This is a genomic window from Rhodococcus spongiicola (genome assembly GCF_004011835.1).
In the GTDB taxonomy this organism is placed as follows: domain Bacteria; phylum Actinomycetota; class Actinomycetes; order Mycobacteriales; family Mycobacteriaceae; genus Prescottella; species Prescottella spongiicola.
Genome location: NZ_RKLN01000004.1, coordinates 82,460 through 107,057, shown reverse-complemented (window position 1 = coordinate 107,057; position 24,598 = coordinate 82,460). Strand labels below are relative to the sequence as shown.

The following is a 24,598-nucleotide window of genomic DNA, read 5'->3' as shown; positions in this document are numbered from 1 at the left end:
GCCGGCGTCGAAGAGGAGTGGGCGCTCGGGCCGACTGGGCATGTCGTCCTTGATGGACAAGCGTTCAGAAGCTGTTAGTGTTCGTCCCGCGCTGGCCGCAGCTGTCCACTCGCTGCGGCCAGCAGTTGTCTTGTGCACAGATTCGTGCATCGCCTCCCAAGCTGTGACGTGAGCTGCATCTCCCCTGTGTGTGGGGATAAACACAATGGTCGCAGGCTGGAAAGTGAAGTCTGGCTTGCGCTTCGCCCAGGGTGGTGAATTAACCTCTTCTCAACACGCTGGACCCATGAACGTCTGAAATGCCCCAGAGCAACGTCGCCAGGGCATACCTCGGTCCAGTACAGAGGCTCAACGGAGAGCCCCTCTCGGTCGGTGCCGAACACAGCGTCGTGTCGGCACATGCTCTGCATGTGGATGACCATCAGCGCTGCTGGTCGTCGATGCATATACGCATACGAAGGCAGTAGGTATGAAGCATCTTCCCGGGCCCCAGGGGCTCTACCACCCGGCAAACGAACACGACGCCTGCGGCGTCGCCTTCGTCGTCGACATGCATGGTCGTCGCAGTCGGGACATCGTCGAAAAGGCGATCACCGCGCTCGTGAACCTCGAGCACCGCGGTGCGGCGGGCTCCGAGCCCAACACCGGTGACGGCGCCGGCATCCTGCTTCAGGTCCCGGACCGCTTCCTGCGCGCCGTCGTCGACTTCGAACTGCCCACCGAGGGTGCGTACGCCACGGGTATCGCGTTCCTGCCCCAAGGCGAGGCCGCTGCCGACGAGGCCGCCTCGAGTGTCGAGAAGATCGTCGCAGAGGAGGGCCTGACGGTTCTCGGCTGGCGCACCGTCCCCACCGACGATTCGTCGCTCGGCACGCTGGCTCGTGAGGCGATGCCTACTTTCCGTCAGGTGTTCATCGGCAGCCCGGGGGCGAGCGGAGCGACGGGGGATGTCACAGTCGGCGACTCGGTCACCGGCATGGACCTCGAGCGTCGTGCGTATGTCGTCCGCAAGCGGATCGAGCACGAACTCGGTAACCGCGGCGCCGGCGCGGATGGCCCGGGCCGCGAGACGGTGTACTTCCCGAGCCTGTCGAGCCAGACGTTCGTCTACAAGGGCATGCTCACGACGCCGCAGCTCAAGGGCTTCTACCTCGACCTGCAGGACGACCGCCTCGAGAGTGCGCTTGGTCTTGTTCACTCGCGTTTCTCGACCAACACGTTCCCGTCGTGGCCGCTGGCGCACCCGTTCCGCCGCGTCGCCCACAACGGCGAGATCAACACCGTGAGCGGCAACGAGAACTGGATGCGGGCCCGCGAGGCGCTCATCGAGTCCGATGTGTTCGGTGAGGGTGCGGTCGAGAAGATCTTCCCGGTCTGCACCCCTGGCGCGTCCGACACCGCCCGCTTCGACGAGGTGCTCGAGATGCTGCACCTCGGCGGCCGCAGCCTGCCGCACGCCGTGCTGATGATGATCCCGGAGGCATGGGAGCGTCACGAGAGCATGGACCCGGCCCGCAGGGCGTTCTACGAGTACCACTCCACGCTAATGGAGCCGTGGGACGGCCCGGCATCGGTGTGCTTCACCGACGGCACCGTCGTCGGCGCCGTGCTCGACCGCAACGGCCTGCGCCCGTCGCGTGTGTGGGTCACCGAGGACGGCCTGGTCGTCATGGCGTCCGAGGTCGGCGTCCTCGACATCGCCCCCGAGAAGATCGTGCGCCGCATGCGTATGCAGCCCGGCCGCATGTTCTTGGTCGACACCGCCCAGGGCCGCATCATCTCGGACGACGAGATCAAGTCGGAGCTCGCCGCCGAGCACCCCTACCAGCAGTGGCTCGACGAGAACCTGGTCCGGATCGAGGACCTGCCGGAGAACAAGTACACATACATGACCCACGACCGGGTCGTTCTGCGTCAGCAGATCTTCGGTTTCACCACCGAGGAGGTGAACCTCCTCGTCAAGCCGATGGCCGCCAGCGGTATCGAGGCGTTGGGCTCGATGGGCACCGACACGCCGATCGCGATCCTCTCGGCGCGCCCGAGGATGCTGTTCGACTACTTCCAGCAGCTGTTCGCGCAGGTGACCAATCCGCCGCTGGACGCGATCCGCGAGGAGATCGTCACCAGCCTGGGCGGCACCCTCGGACCGGAGTCCGACCTGCTCCACCCATCGGCCGAGTCGTGCCACCAGATCGCGCTGTCGCAGCCGATCCTGCACAACGACGACCTGTCGAAGCTGATCCACGTCAACGACAACGGTCAGTACCCGCACTTCCGCAGCGTGATCGTCCGCGGCCTGTACCCCGTCGCGCAGGGCGGCGAGGGTCTGCGTAAGGCGCTGGACACCGTGCGCGAGAAGGTCTCCGAGGCGATCGCCGGCGGTGCCCGGATCATCGTGCTGTCGGACCGTGAGTCCAACGAGAAGTACGCGCCGATCCCGTCGCTGCTGCTCACCTCGGCGGTGCACCACCACCTGGTGCGTGAGAAGACCCGCACCAAGGTCGGCCTGGTCGTCGAGGCCGGTGACGCACGCGAGGTTCACCACATGGCTGCGCTGCTCGGCTTCGGTGCCGGAGCGGTCAACCCCTACATGGCCTTCGAGACGATCGACGAGTTGCTGCGGGGCAACCAGCTGCCCGGTGTGACGCTCGACAAGGCCGTCGCGAACTACATCAAGGCCGCCGGTAAGGGTGTGCTCAAGGTGATGTCGAAGATGGGCATCTCGACGCTCGCGTCGTACACCGGTGCCCAGCTGTTCCAGGTCATCGGCCTGTCGCAGGAACTCGTCGACGAGTACTTCAGTGGCCTGCGCTCCGACCTGGACGGCATCGGCCTCGACGAGATTGCGGCGGATGTCGCCGCACGCCACGCCAAGGCGTACCTGGACCGTCCCGAGCTGCGTGCGCACCGTGAGCTCGAGGTGGGCGGCGAGTACCAGTGGCGTCGTGAGGGCGAGTACCACCTGTTCAACCCGGACACGGTGTTCAAGCTTCAGCACTCGACCCGCACCGGCCAGTACGACATCTTCAAGGAGTACACGAAGCTGGTCGACGACCAGTCGGAGCGCCTGGCGTCGCTGCGCGGTCTGTTCAAGTTCAAGACCGGTGTGCGCGAGCCCATCTCGATCGACGAGGTGGAACCCGCCAGTGAGATCGTAAAGCGCTTCTCGACCGGCGCAATGAGCTACGGCTCGATCTCGGCCGAGTCCCACGAGACGCTCGCGATCGCGATGAACCGTCTCGGTGGTCGATCGAATTCCGGTGAGGGCGGCGAGCATCCGTCGCGGTTCACGCCGGACGAGAACGGTGACTGGCGTCGGTCGGCGATCAAGCAGGTCGCGTCGGGCCGTTTCGGTGTCACGTCTCACTACCTGAGCAACTGCACCGACATCCAGATCAAGATGGCGCAGGGTGCCAAGCCGGGTGAGGGTGGCCAGTTGCCGCCGCACAAGGTGTACCCGTGGGTTGCCGAGGTGCGTGGCTCCACGCCGGGCGTCGGCCTCATTTCCCCTCCGCCGCACCACGATATCTACTCGATCGAGGATCTGGCTCAGCTGATCCACGACCTGAAGAACGCCAATCCCGCGGCCCGCATCCACGTCAAGCTGGTCTCGGAGCTCGGTGTCGGCACTGTTGCCGCTGGTGTATCGAAGGCGCACGCCGACGTCGTCCTGATCTCCGGTCACGACGGTGGTACGGGTGCGTCGCCGCTCACGTCGCTCAAGCACGCGGGCGCCCCGTGGGAGATCGGCCTGGCCGAGACCCAGCAGACGCTGCTGCTCAACGGGCTTCGTGATCGTATCGTGGTCCAGGTCGACGGCCAGATGAAGACCGGCCGTGACGTCATGATCGCAACTCTGCTCGGCGGTGAAGAGTTCGGCTTCGCTACCGCGCCGCTGGTGGTCTCGGGCTGCATCATGATGCGCGTGTGCCACCTTGACACCTGCCCGGTGGGTGTGGCGACGCAGAACCCGGTGCTGCGCAAGCGTTTCACCGGCAAGCCCGAGTTCGTCGAGACCTTCTTCATGTTCATCGCCGAAGAGGTGCGTGAACTGCTCGCCGAGCTGGGCTTCCGCACTCTGCAGGAGGCCGTCGGCCAGGTCGATCTCCTCGACACCTCCGAGGCGATCGAGCATTGGAAGGCGTCCAAGCTGGACCTGTCGCCGATCCTGCACAAGGTCGAGTCCGCGTTCGCGGACCAGGACCTGTACTGCTCGGGTACGCAGGAGCACGGCCTGGAGAAGGCGCTCGACCAGCAGCTCATCCAGCAGGCAGGTCCGGCCCTCGACAAGGGCGAGTCCGTCGCGTTCGAGTCGGAGATCACCAACGTCAACCGAACCGTCGGTACCATGCTCGGCCATGAGCTGACGAAGGTCTACGGCGCGGAAGGCCTGCCGGACAACACGATCGACATCACCTTCACGGGTTCGGCCGGTAACAGCTTCGGTGCGTTCGTGCCCAAGGGCATGATGCTGCGGTTGCACGGCGATGCCAACGACTTCGTCGGCAAGGGCCTGTCCGGTGGGCGGATCATCGTCCGCCCGCCGCTGCAGACGGCCGAGGGTTTCGTACCCGAGGAGAACATCATCGGCGGCAACGTGATCCTGTTCGGTGCAACCAAGGGTGAGGTCCTCATCCGCGGCATCGTCGGTGAGCGTTTCGCAGTCCGCAACTCCGGCGCCACCGCTGTCGTCGAAGGTGTGGGCGATCACGGCTGCGAGTACATGACCGGCGGAAAGGTCGTCATTCTCGGCAAGACCGGACGCAACTTCGGTGCCGGCATGTCCGGCGGTGTTGCGTACATCTTCAACCCGGACCGTGATTTCGGGGCCAACCTCAACACCGAGTTGGTCGATCTCGAGGATCTCAGCGTCGAGGACTTCGAGTGGCTGAAGGGCGCTATCGAGCGCCACCGCGACGAGACCGGATCCGAAGTTGCGGCTCGGATCCTCGCCGACTGGTCGCACCAGAAGGCACATTTCGCGAAGGTCATGCCGCGCGACTACAAGAAGGTTCTCGTCGCTATCGAGACCGCGAAGAAGAACGGAACGAACGTGGACGACGCAATCATGGAGGCAGCTCGTGGGTGATCCAAGCGGCTTTCTGAAGCACACGTCGCGCGAGCTGCCCATCCGCCGTCCGGTGCCGCTGCGCCTGATGGACTGGAAGGAAGTCTACGAAGACTTCAGCTCTCAGACCCTTCGGACCCAGGCCAGTCGATGCATGGACTGCGGTGTCCCGTTCTGCCACAACGGATGTCCGCTCGGAAACCTCATCCCCGAGTGGAACGACCTGATCTTCAAGGGTCAGTGGCGCGAGGGCATCGATCGCCTGCACGCGACCAACAACTTCCCCGAGTTCACCGGCCGGCTGTGCCCGGCGCCGTGCGAGGCATCGTGTGTGCTCGGCATCAACCAGGACCCGGTCACCATCAAGCAGGTCGAGGTCGAGATCATCGACCGCGCCTTCGACGAGGGCTGGGTCGAGCCGGTGCGCGCGTCGCACATCACCGGCAAGAAGGTCGCCGTCGTCGGCTCCGGGCCGGCGGGTCTGGCTGCCGCACAGCAGCTCACGCGGGCCGGCCACTCGGTGACGGTGTTCGAGCGTGACGACCGCATCGGCGGCCTGCTCCGCTACGGCATCCCCGAGTTCAAGATGGAGAAGCGCCACATCGACCGCCGCCTGGCGCAGATGGAGGCCGAGGGCACGGTGTTCCGCACCGGCGTCAACGTCGGTGTCGATATCACCGCCGAGCAGTTGCGCGAGCAGTTCGACGCGGTCGTCCTCGCCGGTGGTGCCACCGAGGCGCGCGACCTGCCGATCCAGGGACGCGAGCTCGATGGCATCCACCAGGCGATGGAGTACCTGCCGATCGCGAACCGCGTGCAGCTGGGTGACATGTCGGAGCCGACCATCACGGCGAAGGGCAAGAAGGTCGTCATCATCGGTGGCGGTGACACCGGTGCCGACTGCCTCGGTACCGCGCACCGCCAGGGTGCCGAGAGCGTGCACCAGTTCGAGATCATGCCGCGGCCACCGGAAGAGCGTGCCGATTCCACTCCGTGGCCGACGTACCCGCTGATGTACCGCGTCTCGTCCGCGCACGAGGAAGGTGGCGAGCGCGTCTTCGCGGTCAACACCGAGGAGTTCGTCGGCCGAACGGACGAGCAAGGGCGACAGGTAGTTGCAGGGCTGAAGGCGCACGAGGTCAAGATGGTCAGCGGCCGCTTCGAGAAGGTCGAGGGAACCGACTTCGAGCTAGAGGCCGACATCGTCTTCCTGGCGATGGGCTTCGTCGGTCCGGAGAAGCCGGGTCTGCTCACCGACCTGGGTGTCGACCTCACCGAGCGCGGCAACGTGGCCCGTTCGTCCGGGTGGGAGACCAACGTTCCCGGTGTGTTCGTTGCAGGTGACATGGGCCGCGGTCAGTCGCTGATCGTGTGGGCCATCGCCGAGGGCCGCTCGTGTGCGGCCGCGGTCGACGGCTTCCTCGAGGGCTCGACGGCGCTTCCCACGCCGATCGTGCCGACCAGCGCACCCCAGCGCTGATCACGGGGACCGGAGTCGGTCCCCGCCCTTGGTCGCCCTCTTCGGCAGCCCCCTCTTCGACAGCCCCTTCGACACTGAACCGGAAGGCCCCGTTCCACGCTTTACCTCGCGTGGAACGGGGCCTTTCCGTATCTCCATGAGATTTCCATGAGAACTTCTTGAACAAACGCCCAGAAAACTCTTCTGCAACGATCCTGCAACGGCTAGAGTGCTGCGTTGTGTGATGCATCACGACGCCACCCGCAGGGTCGGGAAGGCGGGTTCCCAAGGAGGATTAGTGTTTTCGTCAACCCTGCGCAGAGTCGCGAGTCCGGTACTCGTGACCGGCTCTGTGATCGCAGCGTTACTTGGTGCCGGTGTCGGCACCGCCGCGGCCTCCGAGCCGCCGCCGTCGAGCAATACCTACAACGAGGACCAGTTGAAGCTGACGAAGGAGGTCGTCGGCAGCAATGTGGTGTACCCAGGTGACACCGTCACCTTCAAGACCACCGTCAAGCACCGCGCGAACGACATCCGGTTGTCGATCGAAAAGGTTCGGGACGTGCCGCCGGCCGGCTTCATTCTGGACCGTGACAGCGTGAAGGTCACGTACGTCACCTGGAACGACAAGCACGAGCTCAACTACAACTCCGACGGCGGCGTGACCGCGAGGTGCACCGACCGGTGCACGTTCCTGATCGGTGGTTTCGACCTCACCGACAACGAGTCGGTGGTCCTCGAGACGACCTACCGGGTGCCGGACGATATGGCGTTCGGGGATTACAACAGCGGCGCGCTGGTCGGAGTGAATGCGTGGTCCGGTGAGCGGGGCAGCAAGGACTTCGGTGTGTGGGTGCGGGTCCAGGACCCGAACGTGACCACGACGACGACGCTGGATGTGCCGGAGACGGTGAAGACCGGTGAGGCGGCCACGCTGACGGCCACCCTCGATCCGTCGAACGCGCGCGGCCGGGTGCAGTTCCAGGACGGTGGCGCCGACATCGGTTCGCCGGTCGATGTGGTCGGCGGTGTCGCGACGCTGTCGCACACGTTCGACACGGTCGGTGCACACGAGATCACCGCGAACTTCCTCGCGGATGCGGGCTTCCACAACTCGACGTCGGCACCGGCGACGGTCGACGTGACTTCCGATACCTCCACCGCGCTGCAGGTTCCGGCTTCGGCTCTGGTCGGTGAGGACGTGACCATGACGGCATCGATCACCCCGGACACGGCCACGGGCCGGGTGCAGTTCAAGCTCGACGGCAATGACTACGGTCAGCCGGTCGCGGTCGAGAACGGCGCCGCGAGCATCATCCGTTCCTTCCCGGAGGCGTTGTCGCACAGCATCACCGCCGAGTTCACCGGCACCGGCGGCTACCACAACTCCGTCTCGGCGCCCGCCGAGATCACCGTCAACGATCCCGACTGGGGCACCACCACGGTGGTCGAGCCGGTGACCGCGGTGACCGGCACCCCGGTCAACCTGTCGGCGACGGTGCTGCCGTTCCCGTCCGGTGGTGACGTGCGGTTCCTGGTCGACGGTGTCGAGGTCGGGACCGCTCCGGTGGGTACCGCCGACGGTGTCGCGGTGCTGCCGCACACCTTCGATGTCGCGGGCACGGCCAACGTGGTCGCCGAGTTCACCGGCACCGACGGGTTCGAGCCGTCGACGTCGACCGAGTTTGCCGTCACCGTCAACGATCCCGATACGCGCACGGAGACCAGGACGGTGCTCGAGGTGAGCGGTAAGACCGTGGTCGGCGAGCAGGTGACGTTCACCGCGACCGTCGATCCCGGCACGGCCGATGGCACGGTCGAGTTCCGGTCCGGGACCACGGTGCTGGGCACGGTCGAGGTCGTCGACGGTGTGGCCACGTTCACCCACAGCTTCGACGGCACCGGCACCCACGCGGTGACGGCGAGCTTCGTCGGCGGTGCGGGCTTCGCGGACTCGGTGTCGGGTCCGACGGTGCTCACCGTGAGTGAGGATTCCGGAGCGGGTCCCCTGGGCTCGCTGGAAGCGCTGTTCGGCTGAGTATCCGATACCAACTTCAATCAGGAGACATTGTGCAACAGAGCAGAATTCGCCGGCTCGTTGCTCCGACAGGTATCGGAGCTCTGGTCGCCGGCCTCACCATGATGGGCGGGGTACCCGCTCAGGCAGCACCGGTGACGACCACGTTCACAACCACCTGCCAGGTGACACCCTCGGCGGTGGCAGGTCCCGTCACGGAAGCGCAGCAAGCCTCGGCAATCATCGACGCGCCGGACAGCGTCGACGCCGGTGAGGAGTTCGAGATCGCCTTCCAGGCTGGGGCGGTCGGCTTCCCCGGCTCGGCGTCGGGCGCATCGATCAATAACGTCTCTCGTATCAAGCTCGACATCGAGATTCCGGAGAACGCGGAGTATCTGGGCGCTGAGATCGTGCCGAATACGTCGGTGGGTCTGAGCGGCACCGCCCCGAGCGTCATTCGGATCAACGACGACGGGCGGGAGGATCCGAACGGTCCCTACCTGCGGCTGTCCGGTGACAACAAGACCATCGGCAACGGCCCGTCGTCGAGCGACAGCAGCGAGGGCGGCATCAGGGTCAACGCGACCGGCAAGAACATCGACGGCAGCACCAACCCCGACGGCTACACCTATTTCCAGCTCCCGCAGGTCAAGGTGTTGTTGAAGGCTGGCGAGTCGGGCACGGTCGACCTCAAGCTGCGCTCCAGCGGCGGAGCGGGCAATTTCAACGACGACAAGAACTTCCTGACGTTCCTGCCCAAGGCGACCCTTATCATCACCGCATGGGCACCGACGCGATGCAGCCCGCGCGACAGTGCGAACGGCCCGCTGAACTCGGGTGCGGGCCCGCTGGCAGCGGTGCAGATCATCGAGGCGGACAAGGAGACCACCACGACGATCTCGGGTCCGGACGCGGCGAAGACCGATGCCCCGGTCACCCTGACCGCGAATATCGACCCGGCGGCTTCGGGTGGCACCGTGCAGTTCTCGGACTGGGGCACCCCGATCGGTGACCCGGTCGAGGTGGTCGACGGTTCGGCGTCGATCGAGCACGTGTTCGACTCCGAGGGCGATCACGCGATCACGGCCGTGTTCTCGGGCAGTGACGGGTTCATCGGGTCGACCTCGGCGCCGAAGACGGTCAACGTCAGCAGCAACGACGTCGAGACCAGCATCGCGGTGGTCTCGCCGGACAAGGCGTACGTGGGTCAAGATGTGAACCTGTCCGCGCAGATCACCCCCGCCGTCCAGGGCGGCACGGTCGAGTTCGTCGTCGGCGGTCAGACCCTGACCGCCGAGGTCGGCACCGACGGTGCGGCGATCGCGCCGTACACGTTCGACGAGACCGGCACGCACCGGGTGATCGCGCGGTACTCCGGCACGGACGGATTCTTGGGATCGGTGTCGCCGGCCTTCCCCGTGAGCGTGACCAACGCGCCGCCGGAAGACGTGCTGACCACGACCACGCTGGATCCGGTCGGCGAGGTGCCCAGCGGTAGCCCGGTGACCCTGGTCGCGACCGTCGATCCGGCGAACGCGAACGGTAAGGTCCAGTTCAAGCTCGGTAACGCGCCGCTCGGCGCGCCGGTCGACGTCGTCAACGGTGTCGCAACGTTGCCGACGACGTTCCTGAACGCCGGAACCTACAGTGTCACCGCCGAATTCGTCGCATCCGATGGATTCGTCGATTCGGCATCGGAGCCGCAGGAACTGGTGGTACCCGAGCCACCCCCGGGCCCACTCGGCAGCCTCGAGGGGTTGTTCGGTTCCTGATCCCTTCGGTTCCTGAGCACGGATAGCTGCCACGAGCAGCACTGACTCCGGGGGTGTCATCGCAGACTGCGGTGGCACCCCCGGCGTCTTACGGTCCCGCGTCTTACTGGACAAATGACCAGAAAACGCCTTTGCAACGAACTTGCAAAGGCTAGGGTGCAGCTTTGTGTGATGCATTGCCACGACACCGCCGGGTCGGGAGGCGGGTTCCCCCAAGGAGGATGAGTGTTTTCGTCAACCCTGCGCAGAGTCGCGAGTCCAGTACTCGCCGCAGGCTCTGTGATTGCATTGATACTTGGTGCCGGCGTCGGCACCGCTACAGCCGCCGAGCCACCGCCGTCGAGCAATTCTCAGGACACCGGCAGGTTGCTGCTGACGAAGGAGGTGGTCGGCAGCAACGTGGTGAACCCCGGTGACACCGTCACCTACAAGACAACGGTCAAGAAACACAACGACGACCAGGTCCGCTTGTCGATCTCCAGTCTGCGGGACGTACCCCCAGCCGGCTTCGTTCTGGACCGCGACAGCGTGAAGGTCACGTACACCACGTGGACCGACAAGCACAACCTCGCCTACAACTCCGACGGCGGCGTGACCGCGACGTGTAAGGACCGGTGTACCTTCCTGGTCGGTGGTTTCGACCTCGAGAACAACGAGACACTGACCCTCGAGGCGTCCTACCGGGTGCCGGACGATACGCCGTTCGGGGACTACGACTCCGGCGTGTCCGCCGAGGTGCGGGTGTGGGATGACGCGGGCAGCAACCCGTTCGGTGTGTGGGTGCGGGTCGCGGATCCGAACGTGACCACGACGACGACGCTGGATGTGCCGGAGACGGTGAAGACCGGTGAGGCGGCCACGCTGACGGCCACCCTCGATCCGTCGAACGCGGACGGCCGGGTGCAGTTCCAGGACGGTGGCGTCGACATCGGTTCGCCGGTCGATGTGGTCGGCGGTGTCGCGACGCTGTCGCACACGTTCGACACGGTCGGTGCACACGAGATCACCGCGAACTTCCTCGCGGATGCGGGCTTCCACAACTCGACGTCGGCACCGGCGACGGTCGACGTGACTTCCGATACCTCCACCGCGCTGCAGGTTCCGGCTTCGGCTCTGGTCGGTGAGGACGTGACCATGACGGCATCGATCACCCCGGACACGGCCACGGGCCGGGTGCAGTTCCAGGTCGACGGCCAGAACTACGGTCAGCCGGTCGCGGTCGAGAACGGCGCCGCGAGCCTGACTCGTTCCTTCCCGGAGGCGTTGTCGCACACCATCACCGCCGAGTTCACCGGCACCGGCGGCTACCACAACTCCGTCTCGGCACCCGCCGAGATCACTGTGAACGATCCCGACTGGGGCACCACCACCACGGTGGTCGAGCCGGTGACCGCGGTGACCGGCACCCCGGTCAACCTGTCGGCGACGGTGCTGCCGATCCCGTCCGGTGGTGACGTGCGGTTCCTGGTCGACGGTGTCGAGGTCGGGTCCGCCCCGGTGGGTACCGCCGACGGTGTCGCGGTGCTGCCGCACACCTTCGATGTCGCGGGCACGGCGAACGTGGTCGCCGAGTTCACCGGCACCGGCGGGTTCGAGCCGTCGACGTCGGCCGAGTTTGCCGTCACCGTCAACGATCCCGAGCCGGCGCGCACGGAGACTACAACCGTGCTCGAGGTGAGCGGTAGGACCGTGGTCGGCGGGCAGGTGACGTTCACCGCGACCGTCGATCCGAGCACGGCCGATGGCACGGTCGAGTTCCGGTCCGGGACCACGGTGCTGGGCACCGCGCAGGTCGTGGACGGTGTGGCGACGTTCACCCACAGCTTCGACGTCACCGGCACCCACGCGGTGACGGCGAACTTCGTCGGCGGCGCAGAGTACGCGGACTCGGTGTCGGGCCCGACGGTGCTCACCGTGAGTGAGGATTCCGGACCGGCGGGCAGCTTGGGCTCGCTCACCGGACTCTTCGGCTGAGTATCCGATACCACCTTCAATCAGGAGACATTGTGCAACAGAGCAGAATTCGCCGGCTCGTTGCTCCGATCGGTATCGGAGCTATGGTCGCCGGCCTCACCATGATGGGCGGGATACCCGCTCAAGCAGCACCGGTGACGACGTCGTTCAAGACAGCTTGTCTCGCCACACCGAATACCAGCCTGGCGGGCCCGGAGGCGCTGACAGAGACCGGTTCGGTCACCGTCGACGCGCCGACCAGCATCAACGCCGGTGAGGAGTTCGACGTCACCATCCAACCCGGGCCGATCGGCTTCCCCAAGGACGTGTCGATCGCAACCATCACGAACGTCTCTCGGGTCAAGATCGACGTCTATCTCCCGGACAACGCGGACTTCATCAGCGCCGAGGTCGTGCCGTTCACGTCGGCGGGGCTGAGCGGTGTCCGCCCGAACGTCCTGCGGATCAACGGCAACGGGGACGAGGATCCGAACGGCAACATCCTGCGGCTGTCCGGCAACAACGAGGTCATCGCCAACGGCCCGTCGTCGAGCAGCACCAGCACAGGCGGGATCAAGGTCGACGCGACCGGCAAGGACATCGACGGCACGCCCACCTCCAACGGCTACACCTACTTCCAGCTCCCGCAGGTGAAGGCGCGGTTGAAGGCCGGCGAGTCGGGCACCATCGACCTCAAGCTGCGAACCAACGGTGACGCCGGCAAGTGGAACCACAGCAAGAACTTCCTGACGTTCACGGCGAAGCTGTCCGCGCCAGTCGTCGGTACCGTGTGGGCGCCGACGAAGTGCACCCCGCGGGACAAGGCGAACGAAAATGAACCCCTGAACGCGGGTGCGGGCCCGCTGGGATCGGTGCAGATCATCGAGGCGGACAGGGAGACCGCCACGACGATCTCGGGTCCGGACGCGGCGAAGATCGACGCCCCGGTCACCCTGACCGCGAACATCGACCCGGCGCCGGCGGGCGGTACCGTCGAGTTCCTGGACTGGGGCAACCCGATCGGTGAGGCCGAGGTGGTCGACGGTTCGGCGTCGATCGAGCACGCGTTCGACTCCGAGGGCGATCACGCGATCACGGCCGTGTTCTCGGGCAGTGACGGGTTCATCGGGTCGACCTCGGCGCCGAAGACGGTCACCGTCAGCAGCGACGACGTCGCCACCAGCATCGCGGTGGTCTCGCCGGACAACGCGTACGTGGGCCAGGACGTGAACCTGTCCGCGCAGGTTACCCCCGCCGTCCAGGGCGGCACGGTCGAGTTCGTCGTCGGCGGTCAGACCCTGACCGCCGAGGTCGGCACCGACGGTGCGGCGATCGTGCCGTACACGTTCGACGCGACCGGCACGCACCGGGTGATCGCGCGGTACTCCGGCACGGACGGATTCTTGGGATCGGTGTCGCCGGCCTTCCCGGTGAGCGTGACCAACGCGCCGCCGGCTGACGTGCTGACCACGACCACGCTGGCTCCGGTCGGTGAGGTGCCCAGCGGTAGCCCGGTGACGCTGGTCGCGACCGTCGATCCGGCGAACGCGAACGGCAAGGTCCAGTTCAAGCTCGGTAACGCGCCGCTCGGTTTGCCGGTCGACGTCGTCAACGGTGTCGCGACGTTGCCGACGACGTTCCTGAACGCCGGAACCTACAGTGTCACTGCCGAATTCGTCGCATCCGCCGGGTTCGTCGATTCGGCGTCGGCGCCGCAGGAACTGGTGGTGCCCGAGCCACCCGCGAGCCCGCTCGGCAGCCTCGAGGGACTGTTCGGTTCCTGATCCTTCGGTTCCTGAGCACGGATAGCTGCCACGAGCAGCGCTGAAACCACCGGTGGGGTGTCACCGCAGACTGCGGTGACACCCCACCGGTGTCATGTTCTGGGGAAGAAGGAAGTACGCTCACCCGTACCTCGGTAACCTACGTTTACCGAACGTGCATCGCCGCGCAACGTGGACCTGCCACCATACGACATGTCGCGTCTGTCGCAGGCGTTGTCACAATAGGGACGTTACGGCCGTGGTCAGGCAAATGACCACCTGGATCGAACGAGTGGGGTGCTGTGTCGATGCTTGTGAAGTCGATGCGTGTGAAGAGGGTTCTGTCGGGTTTTGGGGCTTGTGTCGTAACGGCTTTCGGTTCCGTGGTCGCGGTCGGAACGGGGACGGCTCAGGCCGCGCCGTCGTGCCCCGACCTGCACGTCGTCGCAATCCCCGGTACTTGGGAGACCACGACCGATCCTGGTGCGCAGCGTGGTCCGGGCATGCTCGGTGCGGTCACCGATCCCCTGCCTGTGTCGGTAGGCGTCGACTACGTCACGTATGCCGCGACAGCGTTCCCTTGGGAGACCGAGGTTTACGGAGCGTCGAAGCGGCAGGCCGTCGACAACGCCCGCGGGATCATCGCAGACATCGCGCAGCGTTGCGACAACACGAACTTCGCGCTCGTGGGCTACAGCCAGGGTGCGGACGCGGCAGGCGACTTGGCCGCCGAGATCGGTACCGGTCTCGGCGTAGTGCCGGCGTCGCGGATGGTCGCAGTGGGACTGTTGTCCGACCCGCGTCGGTCGGAGGGCGACACCCTGATCGGCCCGCCCGTCGTCGGCAACGGATCGGGCGGACCCCGGATCGGTGGCTTCGGAATGGTCACGCCGCAGACCCGCACCTTCTGTGTGGCCGGGGACCTGTACTGCTCCACTCCCAAGGACGACTTCGTCACCCGGATGGCCGGGTTCCTGGCACAGAACTCGTCACCGGTGGCGCCGTTGACCGGGAAGACCATGCAGGAGGCGATAGCGATCGCCGAAGATCTCAACGCGGCCGGCGGGATGGCGGCCCTGGATGCGCAGTCGTCGGACGGCGCAAACCAGGACCGGGTCGAGAGGCTCAGCGAGTTCTACGGTTCCCAGGTCCATCAGGACTACCGACGGTACGTCGTCGACAGCAACGGAGCGACCGCGACGTCCTGGTTGGCGAACTGGCTGAGCTCGCTCGCCTGACACTCACTTCAACCCGTGGAACCTCGCCATCATCTTCTCCACCGCTGTTCGTGGGGCGAGCCGGCGGGCGGTGAACACCAGCGGTGCCTTGTTCCCGACCGCGTACAGGGGTTTCGGCTTGTTCGCCTCGATGGCCTTGACCACTAGTGCAGCGACCCGGCCGGGCCGGATGCCGAGGTCTTCGTTGCGCCGCATCCCTTTCGAGACGATCGCGTAGTCGGCCGTGTACGGCGATCCGTCGCCGATGTACCGGGTGCGGCGGTCACCGATGCCGGTGGCGATGGTCCCGGGTTCGACGGTGGTGAGCCACACGCCGAACGGACTCAGCTCGCGTCTGGCGGCCGTCGCGAATCCCTTCAGCGCGCATTTCGAGGCCACGTACGACGACCGGAACGCCAGCGGGAAGCTCGCGAGCATGGAACCCACCATCACCACGCGACCGTAGCCGCGCTCGCGCATGCCCGGCAGGAGCGCCTGCGTCAACTGCACTGCGCCGAGCACGTTCACCCGGAAGAGCCGATCGATAGCGTCCAGCGGTAACTCCTCGAGCGGCCCCATCTGACTTTCGCCCGCGTTGTTGACGAGGATGTCGACGTCGCCGACGGCCCGCACGCACGCCTCGATACTCGCCCGGTCCGTCAGATCGAGCGCCACGTACTCGACTCCCGGTACCCGCGAACTTTCCCGCAGTGCGTGGGGATTACGCGTGGTGCCCAAAACGCGATAGCCGCGGCCGGTGAGCGCCCGCGCCACCTCGAGGCCGATACCCGACGACGCGCCCGTCACGAGCGCGGTGCGGCGGCTCACCGGAGGCTCCGGCCCAGTGCACGTCCGGCGGCCCGGCCGGAGAATATGCAGCCGCCGAGGAACGTTCCCTCGAGCGCGTTGTAGCCGTGGACGCCGCCACCGCCGAAGCCGGCGACCTCACCGGCGGCGTACAGGCCGTCGAAGACGCTGCCGTCGGGGCGGATCACCTGCGAGTCCAGGTTGGTCTCGAGCCCACCGAGGGTCTTGCGGGTGAGCAGGTTCAGCCGCACCGCGATCAACGGTCCATGCGCCGGGTCCAGCAGGCGGTGTGGCTTGGCGACGCGAATCACTTTGTCTGCGCGATAGGTTCGCGCATTGCGGATCGCCATCACCTGCATGTCCTTGGAGAAGGTGTTCTCGATCTGGCGGTCGCGTGCGACGATCTCGCGCTCCACCTGCTCGTAGTCGAGCTTCGCGTCCGGTGTCAAGGCATTCATACCGTCGACCAAGTCGCGCAGGTTGTCGCGGACTACGAAGTCCACACCGTGGCGCTTGAACGCTTCCACCGGTCCGGGCGCCCCCTTCTTCACGCGGCCGAGCAAGAGCTTCAAGTCCTTGCCGGTCATGTCGGGATTCTGTTCGGAACCCGACAGCGCGAATTCCTTTTCGATGATCGACTGCGTGAGGACGAACCACGTGTGGTCGTGTCCGGTACCGAGGATGTGCTCGAGAGTCGCGAGGGTGTCGAAGCCGGGGAACAGAGGCACCGGCAGGCGTTTTCCGGTGGCATCGAGCCACAGCGACGACGGACCCGGGATGATTCGGATGGCGTGGTTGGGCCAGATCGGGTCCCAGTTGACGATGCCCTCGGTGTAGTGCCACATCCGATCACGGTTGACGATGTTGCCGCCGGCGTTCTCGGTGATCTCGAGCATCCTGCCGTCGACGTGCGCGGGCACACCGGTGATCATCCGCTCGGGTGCGCGACCCAGCCGCTCGACCGGCCAGTTCTTGCGCACCAGTTCGGGATTGCCGCCGATGCCACCGGACGTGACGACGACCGCTTGTGCGCGCAGCTCGAATTCGCCTGCGGGCGTGCGCGACGACTTCACACCCCGCGGCTCGGTCGACGACTCGAGTACGGTGCCGCGCACACCGACGGCGGCACCGCCCTCGACGATCAACTCGTCGACCTGGTGCCGGTACCGGAAGGTGACCTGGCCGCGACTGGCCGCGTCGAGCACCGGGTCGCGGAACACCCGGACCACCTCGGGGCCGGTGCCCCACGTGATGTGGAAGCGGGGCACGGAGTTTCCGTGGCCGGAGGCGAGGCCGCCGCCGCGTTCGGCCCAGCCGACGTTCGGCATGACGCGCAGGCCGAGGTCGTGGAGGTAGGCGCGCTTCTCGCCGGCCGCGAAGTCCACGTACGCCTCTGCCCACTGGCGGGGCCAGTGATCCTCGCGATCTCGGTCGAACCCGGCGCTGCCGAGCCAGTCCTGCAGGGCTAGGTCGCGGGAGTCCTTGATGCCCATGCGGCGCTGCTCGGGGCTGTCGACGAAGAACAGCCCCCCGAGCGACCAGAACGCCTGTCCGCCGAGGTTTTCCACGTTCTCTTGCTCGACGACGAGAACCTTGCGGCCGGCCTTGACCAGTTCGTGGGTCGCGACCAGACCTGCCAGTCCCGCTCCGACGACGATGACGTCGGCTTGTTCTGCCACGGCCTATCTCCTGTTCGTATCGGTGCTGCTGTAACTACTCACGACGGTGACGAACAGGCGCTGGCGCGCCTGCCGAACCGCCTCGTTCTCGGGTTCCATCAGGATCTGCACGGTGGTGCCGTCGTGGAGCGCGACCAGGGCACGACCGAGGGCGTTGCGGTCGGCGACCCGGCGTCCGACGGCGGCGAGCGCGTCCTCGACGATCGGCAGGATTGTGTGCAGGATGGCGTCCTCGCGGGCCGCCATCACGCGTTTGAGGGCGGGGTTCCGCAGTGCGTGGGCGGTGAACTCCGCGGTGATGCGGTACCAGGTGTCGTCCACGGGGATGGCGGCGAGCACGCGTTCGACCGCCGTGTCGACCGTCATGAGCGTGGGCCGCGTGGCGGAATCGGCGAGAGAGGCGCGGATGCTGTCGAGCATGAGAGCCGACTGGCGTTCCCACATTGCGAGGAAGAGTTCGTCGAGCGAGGTGAAGTTCGAGTAGAACGCGCCGCGCGTGAACCCGGCGCGTTCGCAGACCTGCTCGACGGTGGAGCGGCCGAAACCCTCCTCGGCGAACACCTCGCCGGCCGCGTCGAGGAGGCGCTGGCGCGTTTCCTCGCGGCGTTTGGTGACCCGTCTCGGACGGGGCGCATCCGTCTTCAGGTCGGACATGTGTGCTGGTCACCCCCTCTTTCCGGAGTCGCGGGCCATCCGATACAAAACTGTATCCGATGTTGCGGCGCGTAGTGTCGCAAATGTGCAGGTCTGGTACGTGAGTTACGGATCGAACATGTCCCGGGCCCGGCTCGACTGTTACCTGCGCGGCGGGTGTCCGGTCGGTCGCTCGTGGGCGTATCCGGGGGCGCGGGATCCACGCGGGCCCTCGGCCCGCATCCCGTTGCGACTTCCCGGCACCGTCTACTTCGCGGGCGAATCGCGCGTGTGGGGCGGCGGACGCGCGTTCTACGATCCCGACCTGCCCGGCGATACCGCCGCCTGCGCCTACCTCTTGAGCGCCGAGCAATTCGACGACATCCATGCGCAGGAACCGTCGTGCTACGACCGAATCCTCCACGTCGGCGCTCGTGACGGCGTACCGATGTCCACCTTCACCGCCGCCACCGGCGGCGCCGAAGTGGTCAGGACCGAACCGTCGGTCGACTATCTGGCAGCTATGGAGACGGGTCTTCGTGAGGTATTCGGCTGGAGTTCGGAGCGGGCACAGGCCTATCTGCGGCGTTTGTCTCATTGAGCCGGGGTAACGTTGGGGATGCCGCGCTGTGGCGGCGCTCACAGAAGGGAATTCGATGTCGAATCTGCATGTCGTAGCGACCATTCCGGCCAAGCCCGGTTCCGAGGACACAGTGCGTACCGCACTCACCACCCTGGTGGACGCCAGTCGCAGAGAGGATGGCTGTGTGTCCTACGACCTGTACGAGTCGACGTCGACTCCGGGCACGTTCGTCGTCGTCGAGGTGTGGACGGACCAGCACGCCCTCGACGCCCACATGAAGATGCCCCACTTCCAGGAGGCCGCGTCGACGTTCGGTGCGCACCTCGCCGGGGCCCCGGGTATCCATCCGCTGCGCCCGATTGCCTGATCAAGAACTACACAGCGACAACGAGAGAGGACAACGAGAGAGAGTGGCGTGTGCCACTCTCTCTCACGTTTCCGGAGCCCGTGTCGTCAGAGATGACGAGAGCCCGCGACAGGCGGGCAGGAGGCAAAGGAGACAGTCATGACGCAGTCGCAGCGGCCCACGACGCAGTCGCAGCGGCCGAGGCACCGGGTGGTCGTCGTCGGGGCGGGATACGCCGGCGTGCTGGCGACCAACCGCATCCTCGCGAGCCGTGGACGTCACCGTGGTGAGGACCCCGCGCGGGACTGCCGGGTCACCGTGATCAATCCGCGGGACGAATTCATCGAGCGGATCCGGCTGCACGAGGTGGTCGCCGGCGCCCGTCCGAGTGCCGCGGTGCCGCTGCGCCAGGTGCTGCACCAGGACGCGGAGGTGCTCGTCGGGACGGTTCACGAAATCGATCCCGCCGCACAGTGTGTTCGAGTCGGCGTAGCCGGCACGGTCGTCCCGTACGACACCCTCGTCTATGCCGTTGGCAGCAACACCGCCCGTTCGGTGCCCGGCATGGACGAGCGTGCTCACCACGCGGGCGACTCCGCCGCCGCGGAGAGGCTGCGCAAGGAACTGGCCGCGCTCGCGCCGGGCTCGGCGGTGCGGGTAGTCGGGGGCGGCTCGACGGCCGTCGAGATCGTGTCCGAGGTCGCTGCCGCACGCCCGGACCTCGTCGTGGACATCGTTGCGGCCGGAAGTGTGCTCGGGTACATGCGATCGCCCGCGCGGCGCCGGATCCTGAGGGCCCTCGACGGTTTGGGTGTGACGCGGCACGAGGGTGCGCAGGTGACCCGGGTCGGCGAGCGTGAACTCGTTCTGGCGGACGGTCGCGTGCTCGACTTCGACGTGTGCGTGTGGGCGGCGTCGTTCGAGGTGCCGGACCTGGCCCGACGTAGCGGTCTGGCCACCGATGCGGTCGGCCGGCTGCGCGTCGACGCCACGCTGACCAGTCTCGACCATCCCGACATCGTCGGCGCCGGCGACGCCGTCGTGGCCCCGCCGGAGGTCGGGTCCCACTTGCGCATGGCCTGCGCGGTGGCCCTGCCCCTCGGTGGTCACGTCGCGGATACCGTGCTCGCACGGATCCGGGGCGAGCAACGGCCGACGCTGTCGCTCGGGTTCGCGCTGCAGTGTATGAGCCTGGGCCGCAAGGCCGGATATCTCCAGTTCGTGCGGGCCGATGACTCGCCGCGGCCGATCGGGGTGTCGGGACGGCTCGGCGCGGTGGCAAAGGAAGCGATCTGCAAGATGACGGTGGACAAGCTGCGCGCCGAGCGGACCCGGCCCGGCGCGTACAAGGCCCCGAAGGGTCCGAAGCCGGTCCCGCAGCCACTGAGTGAGGAGGTGGCGAGGTGAACTTCGCACGCGGCTCGCGAGACTACGAACACCTCTTCGGCATCGCGTACCGGACGCTCGGGTCCGCGCACGACGCTGAGGACGCCGTGCAGGACGCCGTCGTCCGCTGGCAGTCTCTGACCGACGACGAGCGTGAAGCGATTCGGGTGCCGCTGGCGTGGATGACGCGGGCCGTCGGCCGGATCTGCCTGGACCAGTTGGGGTCCGCGCGGGCGCGTCGCGAGTCGTACGCCGGAATCTGGTTGCCCGAACCGGTGCCGGGTACGGTCGGGCCGGTCGCGTCGTCGCCGCGGCCTCCGGACCCCGCCGACACCGTCACCCTCGACGAGTCGGTGTCGTTGGCGCTGCTGCGGGCGATGGAGTCGTTGACTCCGGGGGAGCGGGTCGCGCTGATCCTCCACGACGTGTTCGGGATGCCGTTCGCCGAGATCGGCGACATCGTCGGGCGCAGCCCCGAAGCCTGTCGCCAGTTGGCGTCGACCGCCCGCCGGCATCTGCGCGCCGCGCCGCGGTTCGAGGCGGACGACGGGCAGCGCGGGAAGGTCGTGCACGCGTTCGCGGTGGCATGCACGACAGGCGATCTCGCGGCCCTGATGGACGTCCTGGCGCCCGGCGTCGTCTCCCGGGCCGACGGCGGGGGTCTCCCCGGCATCGCGCGAGTTCCGGTGGTGGGTGCGGACCGAGTGGCGCGGTACCTACTCGGCATCGTCGCCCGGAGCGAGTCGCACGGCCTGACCATCAACTCCCGCTTCGAGACGGTCAACAACCACGCTGGGTTGGTGATCTTGTTCGATGATCAGGTGGCCGCGGTGGTCGACCTCGCCGTCGCCGAGGGCAAGGTCCACGAGATCGCGATCGTCATGAATCCCGACAAGCTGGCGTCGTGGACAGTGCGCTGAACCACACCTCGTGGCACGACACACCCCTGGGGGGTACTATTCGGGCGGTCGTCTACTGCTGAAGGATCCCGTGATATGAGCTCCCTGTCACCTTTGATCAGGAGCTGGCGCCGTGCATTCTTCTGCCTGGTGCTCTTGACGGGCTTGCTGACGATGCACGGCCTCGCCACAGACGGGATCAATACCGCCGGCGGGACGACTGCCTGCCCAGGTGGCAGTGCTGTGTTGCCGACCTCCGAACCCGACTCTTCCGGCGAGACGGCGCCAGTATCCGTCAGGGTGGGCGCCGAACCGGCAACTGCCGCCGCGCCCGGCGCTGCCGCTGCGCCCGGAACTGAGATGGAAATGTCGGGCGAGAGCTGCGTGGCAACCCTTCCGCGCCAGGCCGCCGCGGTCAGTCCCCTGATGCTCGGGTTCGTCGTCCTGGTCGCACTCGGAGCGAGCGCTGGATCGGCACACGCCCCAGGCCGCGGGCGCCCCGAAACCTGGCGGGGCCCTCCATCCCCCGGAATCGACGTCCTGCGCCTGAAGTGTGTCCTACGAACGTGATTCGACTCACCCGTACCTTCACGCGTGCCGGTACGGACTAGAAGCATGTTCCACCCATGCTGCACTTCTTCGGGCTGCAGCACACACTTCTGGAGATAGTTCCTTGAATACCTTCGCTAACATCGGTCCAGCCCTCAGCAGGCGCAAATTCCTCGGCGCTACAGCACTGGGATTCGGCGGTCTGGCATTGACCGCATGCAGTACGAACACCTCAACCTCGATGAGCACCGCGGCTTCCGGTGTCGACGAGAGCGCGATCCTTGCGGCCGAGGCGAAACGACCGCACACCGGGCGAACGGTGGCCGCCGAGCTCACCGCCCAGCGCACCGACATCGATCTCGGCGGCAAGACGGTACGCACCTTGGCCTACGGGGATTCCGTGCCCGCCCCTGCGATCCGCGCGAACATCGGGGATGAGCTCGCTGTGACCGTGCACAACAGAATGTCCGACACGACCTCGCTGCACTGGCACGGCATCGCGTTGCGCAACGACATGGACGGCGCCGCTCCCGCGACCCCCGACATCGCGGCAGGGGAGTCGTTCACCTATAAGTTCTCGGTGCCGCATTCGGGCACGTACTGGGCGCATCCTCACGTGGGCATGCAGACCGATTACGGCCTCTACGTCCCAGTGATCGTCGATGATCCGAACGAACCCCTGGACTACGACGCCGAATGGGTCGTCACCCTCGACGACTGGATCGACGGCATGGGCGGCGACCCCGAGCAGATCCTCGACGACCTTCGTGCAGGTGGAATGGGCGAGATGGGGGACGATTCCATGCCGGGTATGGACATGCCTGGTATGGACATGCCTGGTATGGGCGCGGTCGAGCACTCCGACGAGGAAGGGTCCGGGAAAGGTTCGAGCGAACTGCTCGGAGGTGACCCAGGTGATGTCATCTACCCCACCTATCTGATCAACGGCAGGATGCCATCCGCTCCCACCTCGTTCGATGCCAAGCCAGGCCAGAGGGTCCGGATCCGGTTCATCAACGCCGGGGCCGACACCGCCTTTCGTGTGGCCCTCGGTGGACACCGCATGACAGTGACGCACACCGACGGCTTCCCGGTCGTTCCCACCGAGGTCGATGCCGTGTTGATCGGGATGGCGGAACGGTACGACGTCATCGTGACAGTGGGCGACGGCGTCTTCCCACTGGTCGCTTCGGCGGAAGGAAAGAACGCGCAGGCCTTCGCGCTCCTTCGTAGCGGTCCCGGATCCGCACCCGGCCCGGATGTGCGCCCACGTGAACTGGATGGGCGCGTCGGCACCGTCGACATGTTCACCGCCACAGGCGAAGTGATGCTCCCGCAGGGTCCGCCGGACGTGGATCTCAGCGCAGAGCTCGGCGGAGACATGATGAGCTATCGATGGACCATCAACGGCCGCACCTACGACCAGACGGAGCCCTTGACCGTCAAGGAGGGGCAGCGGGCGCGGCTCACCTTCACGAACAAGACGATGATGTGGCACCCAATGCACCTGCACGGACACACATTTCAGGTGGTGAACCCCGACGGCACCCCGGGTGCCCGAAAGGACACTGTCAATGTGCTGCCCATGCAAAGCGTGGCCGTCGACCTCGTCGCGGATAATCCCGGTGACTGGATGCTCCATTGTCACAATGGGTACCACCTGGAAGCGGGGATGATGACCCGGCTCGACTACCGATCCTGACAAGAGATCGGTCCGGTCGACGTGTCCCTGCTCGACGGTTGCCGTGTTGCATGATGTGCCGACTCGACAACAACGGCGCGGGGTCCGGTGATGCGAATTCCAGGGGTCGTCGCAACACGGCCGGTTGCGGAAGGTAGATCACGCAGACGCTCGGCTGGGGCATCCCAGTCGAGCGTGTGCGACTTGCGTCCGGGGGCTCGCTGTTTCGCAGAAGTGCACGGCCATGTCGGTGGCCGTCGAAACTACTTGTGGCGGGCCATCTCGCAGCCCTGATACCAAGGCAGCGAATCTGACAGGTGGGCGGGCAGGGTCGAGTTCGTGGCGATCAACCCATCGCGAACGGATTCGACGCAGGAACGCACAACACCGCTGCCTCCCGCGTTGTCGACTGACTACGTCAACTCTTGCCGCAATACGTGGCCGTAGGGGTCTACCGTCAGGGCGATTCGATGCTCCCTCAGCATGATTGCGAGGACGATCCACACCAGACCCCAGAAACCGCAGGTGAACAAAGTGATGATCGCGTGCAGAACGTGATTCGGCTTCGACCCCGTGACCACGATCGCATTCGTGTCCGTCTGCGACTCCACCCGAGCGCCACGCGCGACCTCGGACGATATCGCCATCGACAGAGAGTGTCGGCGCTGTTCGATCGACACCTCCGGTGGTGGCGTAGATGCAGACGCAGGCTGCCCGTACTGCGGGCCAGGTGTTGTGTGCTGCATCGGAGTCGGCGTGGGCTGGCTATCGGGATCAGGCAAGGAC

Annotated in this window: 17 protein-coding genes and 1 pseudogene; 13 read left to right on the top strand and 5 right to left on the bottom strand. The window is 66.4% G+C overall.

The genetic code is table 11. From position 1 onward, the window contains the following. Window positions 1-469: 469 nt before the first annotated feature. The 7 genes from gltB (at window position 470) to EF834_RS11870 (ending at window position 15,270) form a co-directional block, all read left to right on the top strand. The gene (gene gltB / locus EF834_RS11900; RefSeq protein ID WP_127947448.1) at window positions 470-5,089 is read left to right on the top strand and encodes a glutamate synthase large subunit; all 4,620 of its coding nucleotides are present in this window, start codon (window positions 470-472) and stop codon (window positions 5,087-5,089) included. Further along, window positions 5,082-6,548, top strand: coding sequence for a glutamate synthase subunit beta (locus EF834_RS11895; protein ID WP_127947447.1), 1,467 nt, complete (start codon window positions 5,082-5,084; stop codon window positions 6,546-6,548). The genes gltB and EF834_RS11895 overlap by 8 nt, the downstream gene beginning before the upstream one ends. A gap of 277 nt (window positions 6,549-6,825) precedes the next feature. Continuing rightward, entirely contained in the window at window positions 6,826-8,565 is a 1,740-nt protein-coding gene (locus EF834_RS11890; RefSeq protein WP_235871144.1) for an Ig-like domain-containing protein, read from the top strand. A gap of 32 nt (window positions 8,566-8,597) precedes the next feature. After that, window positions 8,598-10,316 carry an Ig-like domain-containing protein gene (locus tag EF834_RS11885; RefSeq protein ID WP_235871143.1) on the top strand — a complete coding sequence of 573 codons (1,719 nt, stop codon included), beginning with the start codon at window positions 8,598-8,600 and terminating at the stop codon, window positions 10,314-10,316. 225 nt (window positions 10,317-10,541) lie between these two features. Further along, window positions 10,542-12,290 carry an Ig-like domain-containing protein gene (locus EF834_RS11880; protein WP_235871142.1) on the top strand — a complete coding sequence of 583 codons (1,749 nt, stop codon included), beginning with the start codon at window positions 10,542-10,544 and terminating at the stop codon, window positions 12,288-12,290. Window positions 12,291-12,322: 32 nt separating this feature from the next. After that, on the top strand, window positions 12,323-14,053 hold the full coding sequence (locus tag EF834_RS11875; protein ID WP_235871141.1) for an Ig-like domain-containing protein: 1,731 nt from the start codon (window positions 12,323-12,325) through the stop codon (window positions 14,051-14,053). Between the two features lie 287 nt (window positions 14,054-14,340). Then, a complete protein-coding gene (locus EF834_RS11870) occupies window positions 14,341-15,270 on the top strand; it encodes a cutinase family protein (RefSeq protein ID WP_235871140.1) in 930 nt (309 codons plus the stop codon). A 3-nt stretch (window positions 15,271-15,273) separates the two neighbouring features. On the opposite strand, the gene EF834_RS11865 is transcribed toward EF834_RS11870, so the two are convergent. The 3 genes from EF834_RS11865 to EF834_RS11855 are packed head-to-tail and all read right to left on the bottom strand — an operon-like array spanning window position 15,274 to window position 18,389. Beyond that, window positions 15,274-16,077, bottom strand: coding sequence for an SDR family oxidoreductase (locus tag EF834_RS11865; RefSeq protein ID WP_127947442.1), 804 nt, complete (start codon window positions 16,075-16,077; stop codon window positions 15,274-15,276). Continuing rightward, a complete protein-coding gene (locus EF834_RS11860; RefSeq protein WP_127947441.1) occupies window positions 16,074-17,735 on the bottom strand; it encodes an FAD-binding dehydrogenase in 1,662 nt (553 codons plus the stop codon). The genes EF834_RS11865 and EF834_RS11860 overlap by 4 nt, the downstream gene beginning before the upstream one ends. Window positions 17,736-17,738: 3 nt before the next feature. Continuing rightward, the gene (locus EF834_RS11855) at window positions 17,739-18,389 is read right to left on the bottom strand and encodes a TetR/AcrR family transcriptional regulator (protein ID WP_206615258.1); all 651 of its coding nucleotides are present in this window, start codon (window positions 18,387-18,389) and stop codon (window positions 17,739-17,741) included. Window positions 18,390-18,489: 100 nt separating this feature from the next. On the opposite strand from EF834_RS11855, the gene EF834_RS11850 reads away from it, so the two are divergent. The 6 genes from EF834_RS11850 (at window position 18,490) to EF834_RS11825 (ending at window position 23,833) form a co-directional block, all read left to right on the top strand. Continuing rightward, the gene (locus EF834_RS11850; RefSeq protein WP_235871139.1) at window positions 18,490-18,969 is read left to right on the top strand and encodes a hypothetical protein; all 480 of its coding nucleotides are present in this window, start codon (window positions 18,490-18,492) and stop codon (window positions 18,967-18,969) included. 55 nt (window positions 18,970-19,024) lie between these two features. Continuing rightward, complete coding sequence (locus tag EF834_RS11845) at window positions 19,025-19,318, top strand: putative quinol monooxygenase (protein ID WP_127947439.1); 294 nt, start codon at window positions 19,025-19,027, stop codon at window positions 19,316-19,318. Between the two features lie 138 nt (window positions 19,319-19,456). After that, the gene (locus tag EF834_RS11840) at window positions 19,457-20,704 is read left to right on the top strand and encodes an NAD(P)/FAD-dependent oxidoreductase (RefSeq protein ID WP_127947438.1); all 1,248 of its coding nucleotides are present in this window, start codon (window positions 19,457-19,459) and stop codon (window positions 20,702-20,704) included. Next, window positions 20,701-21,603, top strand: a complete 903-nt coding sequence (sigJ, locus tag EF834_RS11835) for an RNA polymerase sigma factor SigJ (protein WP_127947437.1) — start codon at window positions 20,701-20,703, stop codon at window positions 21,601-21,603. Before EF834_RS11840 ends, sigJ begins: the two co-directional genes overlap by 4 nt. A 75-nt stretch (window positions 21,604-21,678) precedes the next feature. After that, a complete protein-coding gene (locus EF834_RS11830) occupies window positions 21,679-22,152 on the top strand; it encodes a hypothetical protein (protein WP_127947436.1) in 474 nt (157 codons plus the stop codon). A 220-nt stretch (window positions 22,153-22,372) separates the two neighbouring features. Then, window positions 22,373-23,833, top strand: coding sequence for a multicopper oxidase family protein (locus tag EF834_RS11825; RefSeq protein WP_164874125.1), 1,461 nt, complete (start codon window positions 22,373-22,375; stop codon window positions 23,831-23,833). Here the strand turns inward: EF834_RS11825 and EF834_RS18775 are convergent. Together EF834_RS18775 and EF834_RS11815 are read right to left on the bottom strand one after the other, a co-directional pair. Then, window positions 23,821-24,180, bottom strand: a pseudogene (locus EF834_RS18775) (hypothetical protein); the annotation flags it as partial. The gene EF834_RS11825 and the pseudogene EF834_RS18775 sit on opposite strands and share 13 nt — an antisense overlap. A 45-nt stretch (window positions 24,181-24,225) precedes the next feature. After that, on the bottom strand, window positions 24,226-24,459 hold the full coding sequence (locus EF834_RS11815) for a hypothetical protein (protein WP_127947435.1): 234 nt from the start codon (window positions 24,457-24,459) through the stop codon (window positions 24,226-24,228). Between the last annotated feature and the right edge of the window lie 139 nt (window positions 24,460-24,598).

What these genes read in the sequence shown, in the direction of transcription:
- EF834_RS11815 (WP_127947435.1), bottom strand. Translation starts at nt 24,459, where the DNA reads ATGGCGATATCGTCCGAGGTCGCGCGTGGCGCTCGGGTGGAGTCGCAG.
- EF834_RS11840 (WP_127947438.1), top strand. Translation starts at nt 19,457, where the DNA reads ATGACGCAGTCGCAGCGGCCCACGACGCAGTCGCAGCGGCCGAGGCAC.
- EF834_RS11855 (WP_206615258.1), bottom strand. Translation starts at nt 18,389, where the DNA reads ATGTCCGACCTGAAGACGGATGCGCCCCGTCCGAGACGGGTCACCAAA.
- EF834_RS11845 (WP_127947439.1), top strand. Translation starts at nt 19,025, where the DNA reads ATGTCGAATCTGCATGTCGTAGCGACCATTCCGGCCAAGCCCGGTTCC.
- EF834_RS11870 (WP_235871140.1), top strand. Translation starts at nt 14,341, where the DNA reads ATGCTTGTGAAGTCGATGCGTGTGAAGAGGGTTCTGTCGGGTTTTGGG.
- EF834_RS11830 (WP_127947436.1), top strand. Translation starts at nt 21,679, where the DNA reads ATGAGCTCCCTGTCACCTTTGATCAGGAGCTGGCGCCGTGCATTCTTC.
- EF834_RS11825 (WP_164874125.1), top strand. Translation starts at nt 22,373, where the DNA reads ATGAGCACCGCGGCTTCCGGTGTCGACGAGAGCGCGATCCTTGCGGCC.
- gltB (WP_127947448.1), top strand. Translation starts at nt 470, where the DNA reads ATGAAGCATCTTCCCGGGCCCCAGGGGCTCTACCACCCGGCAAACGAA.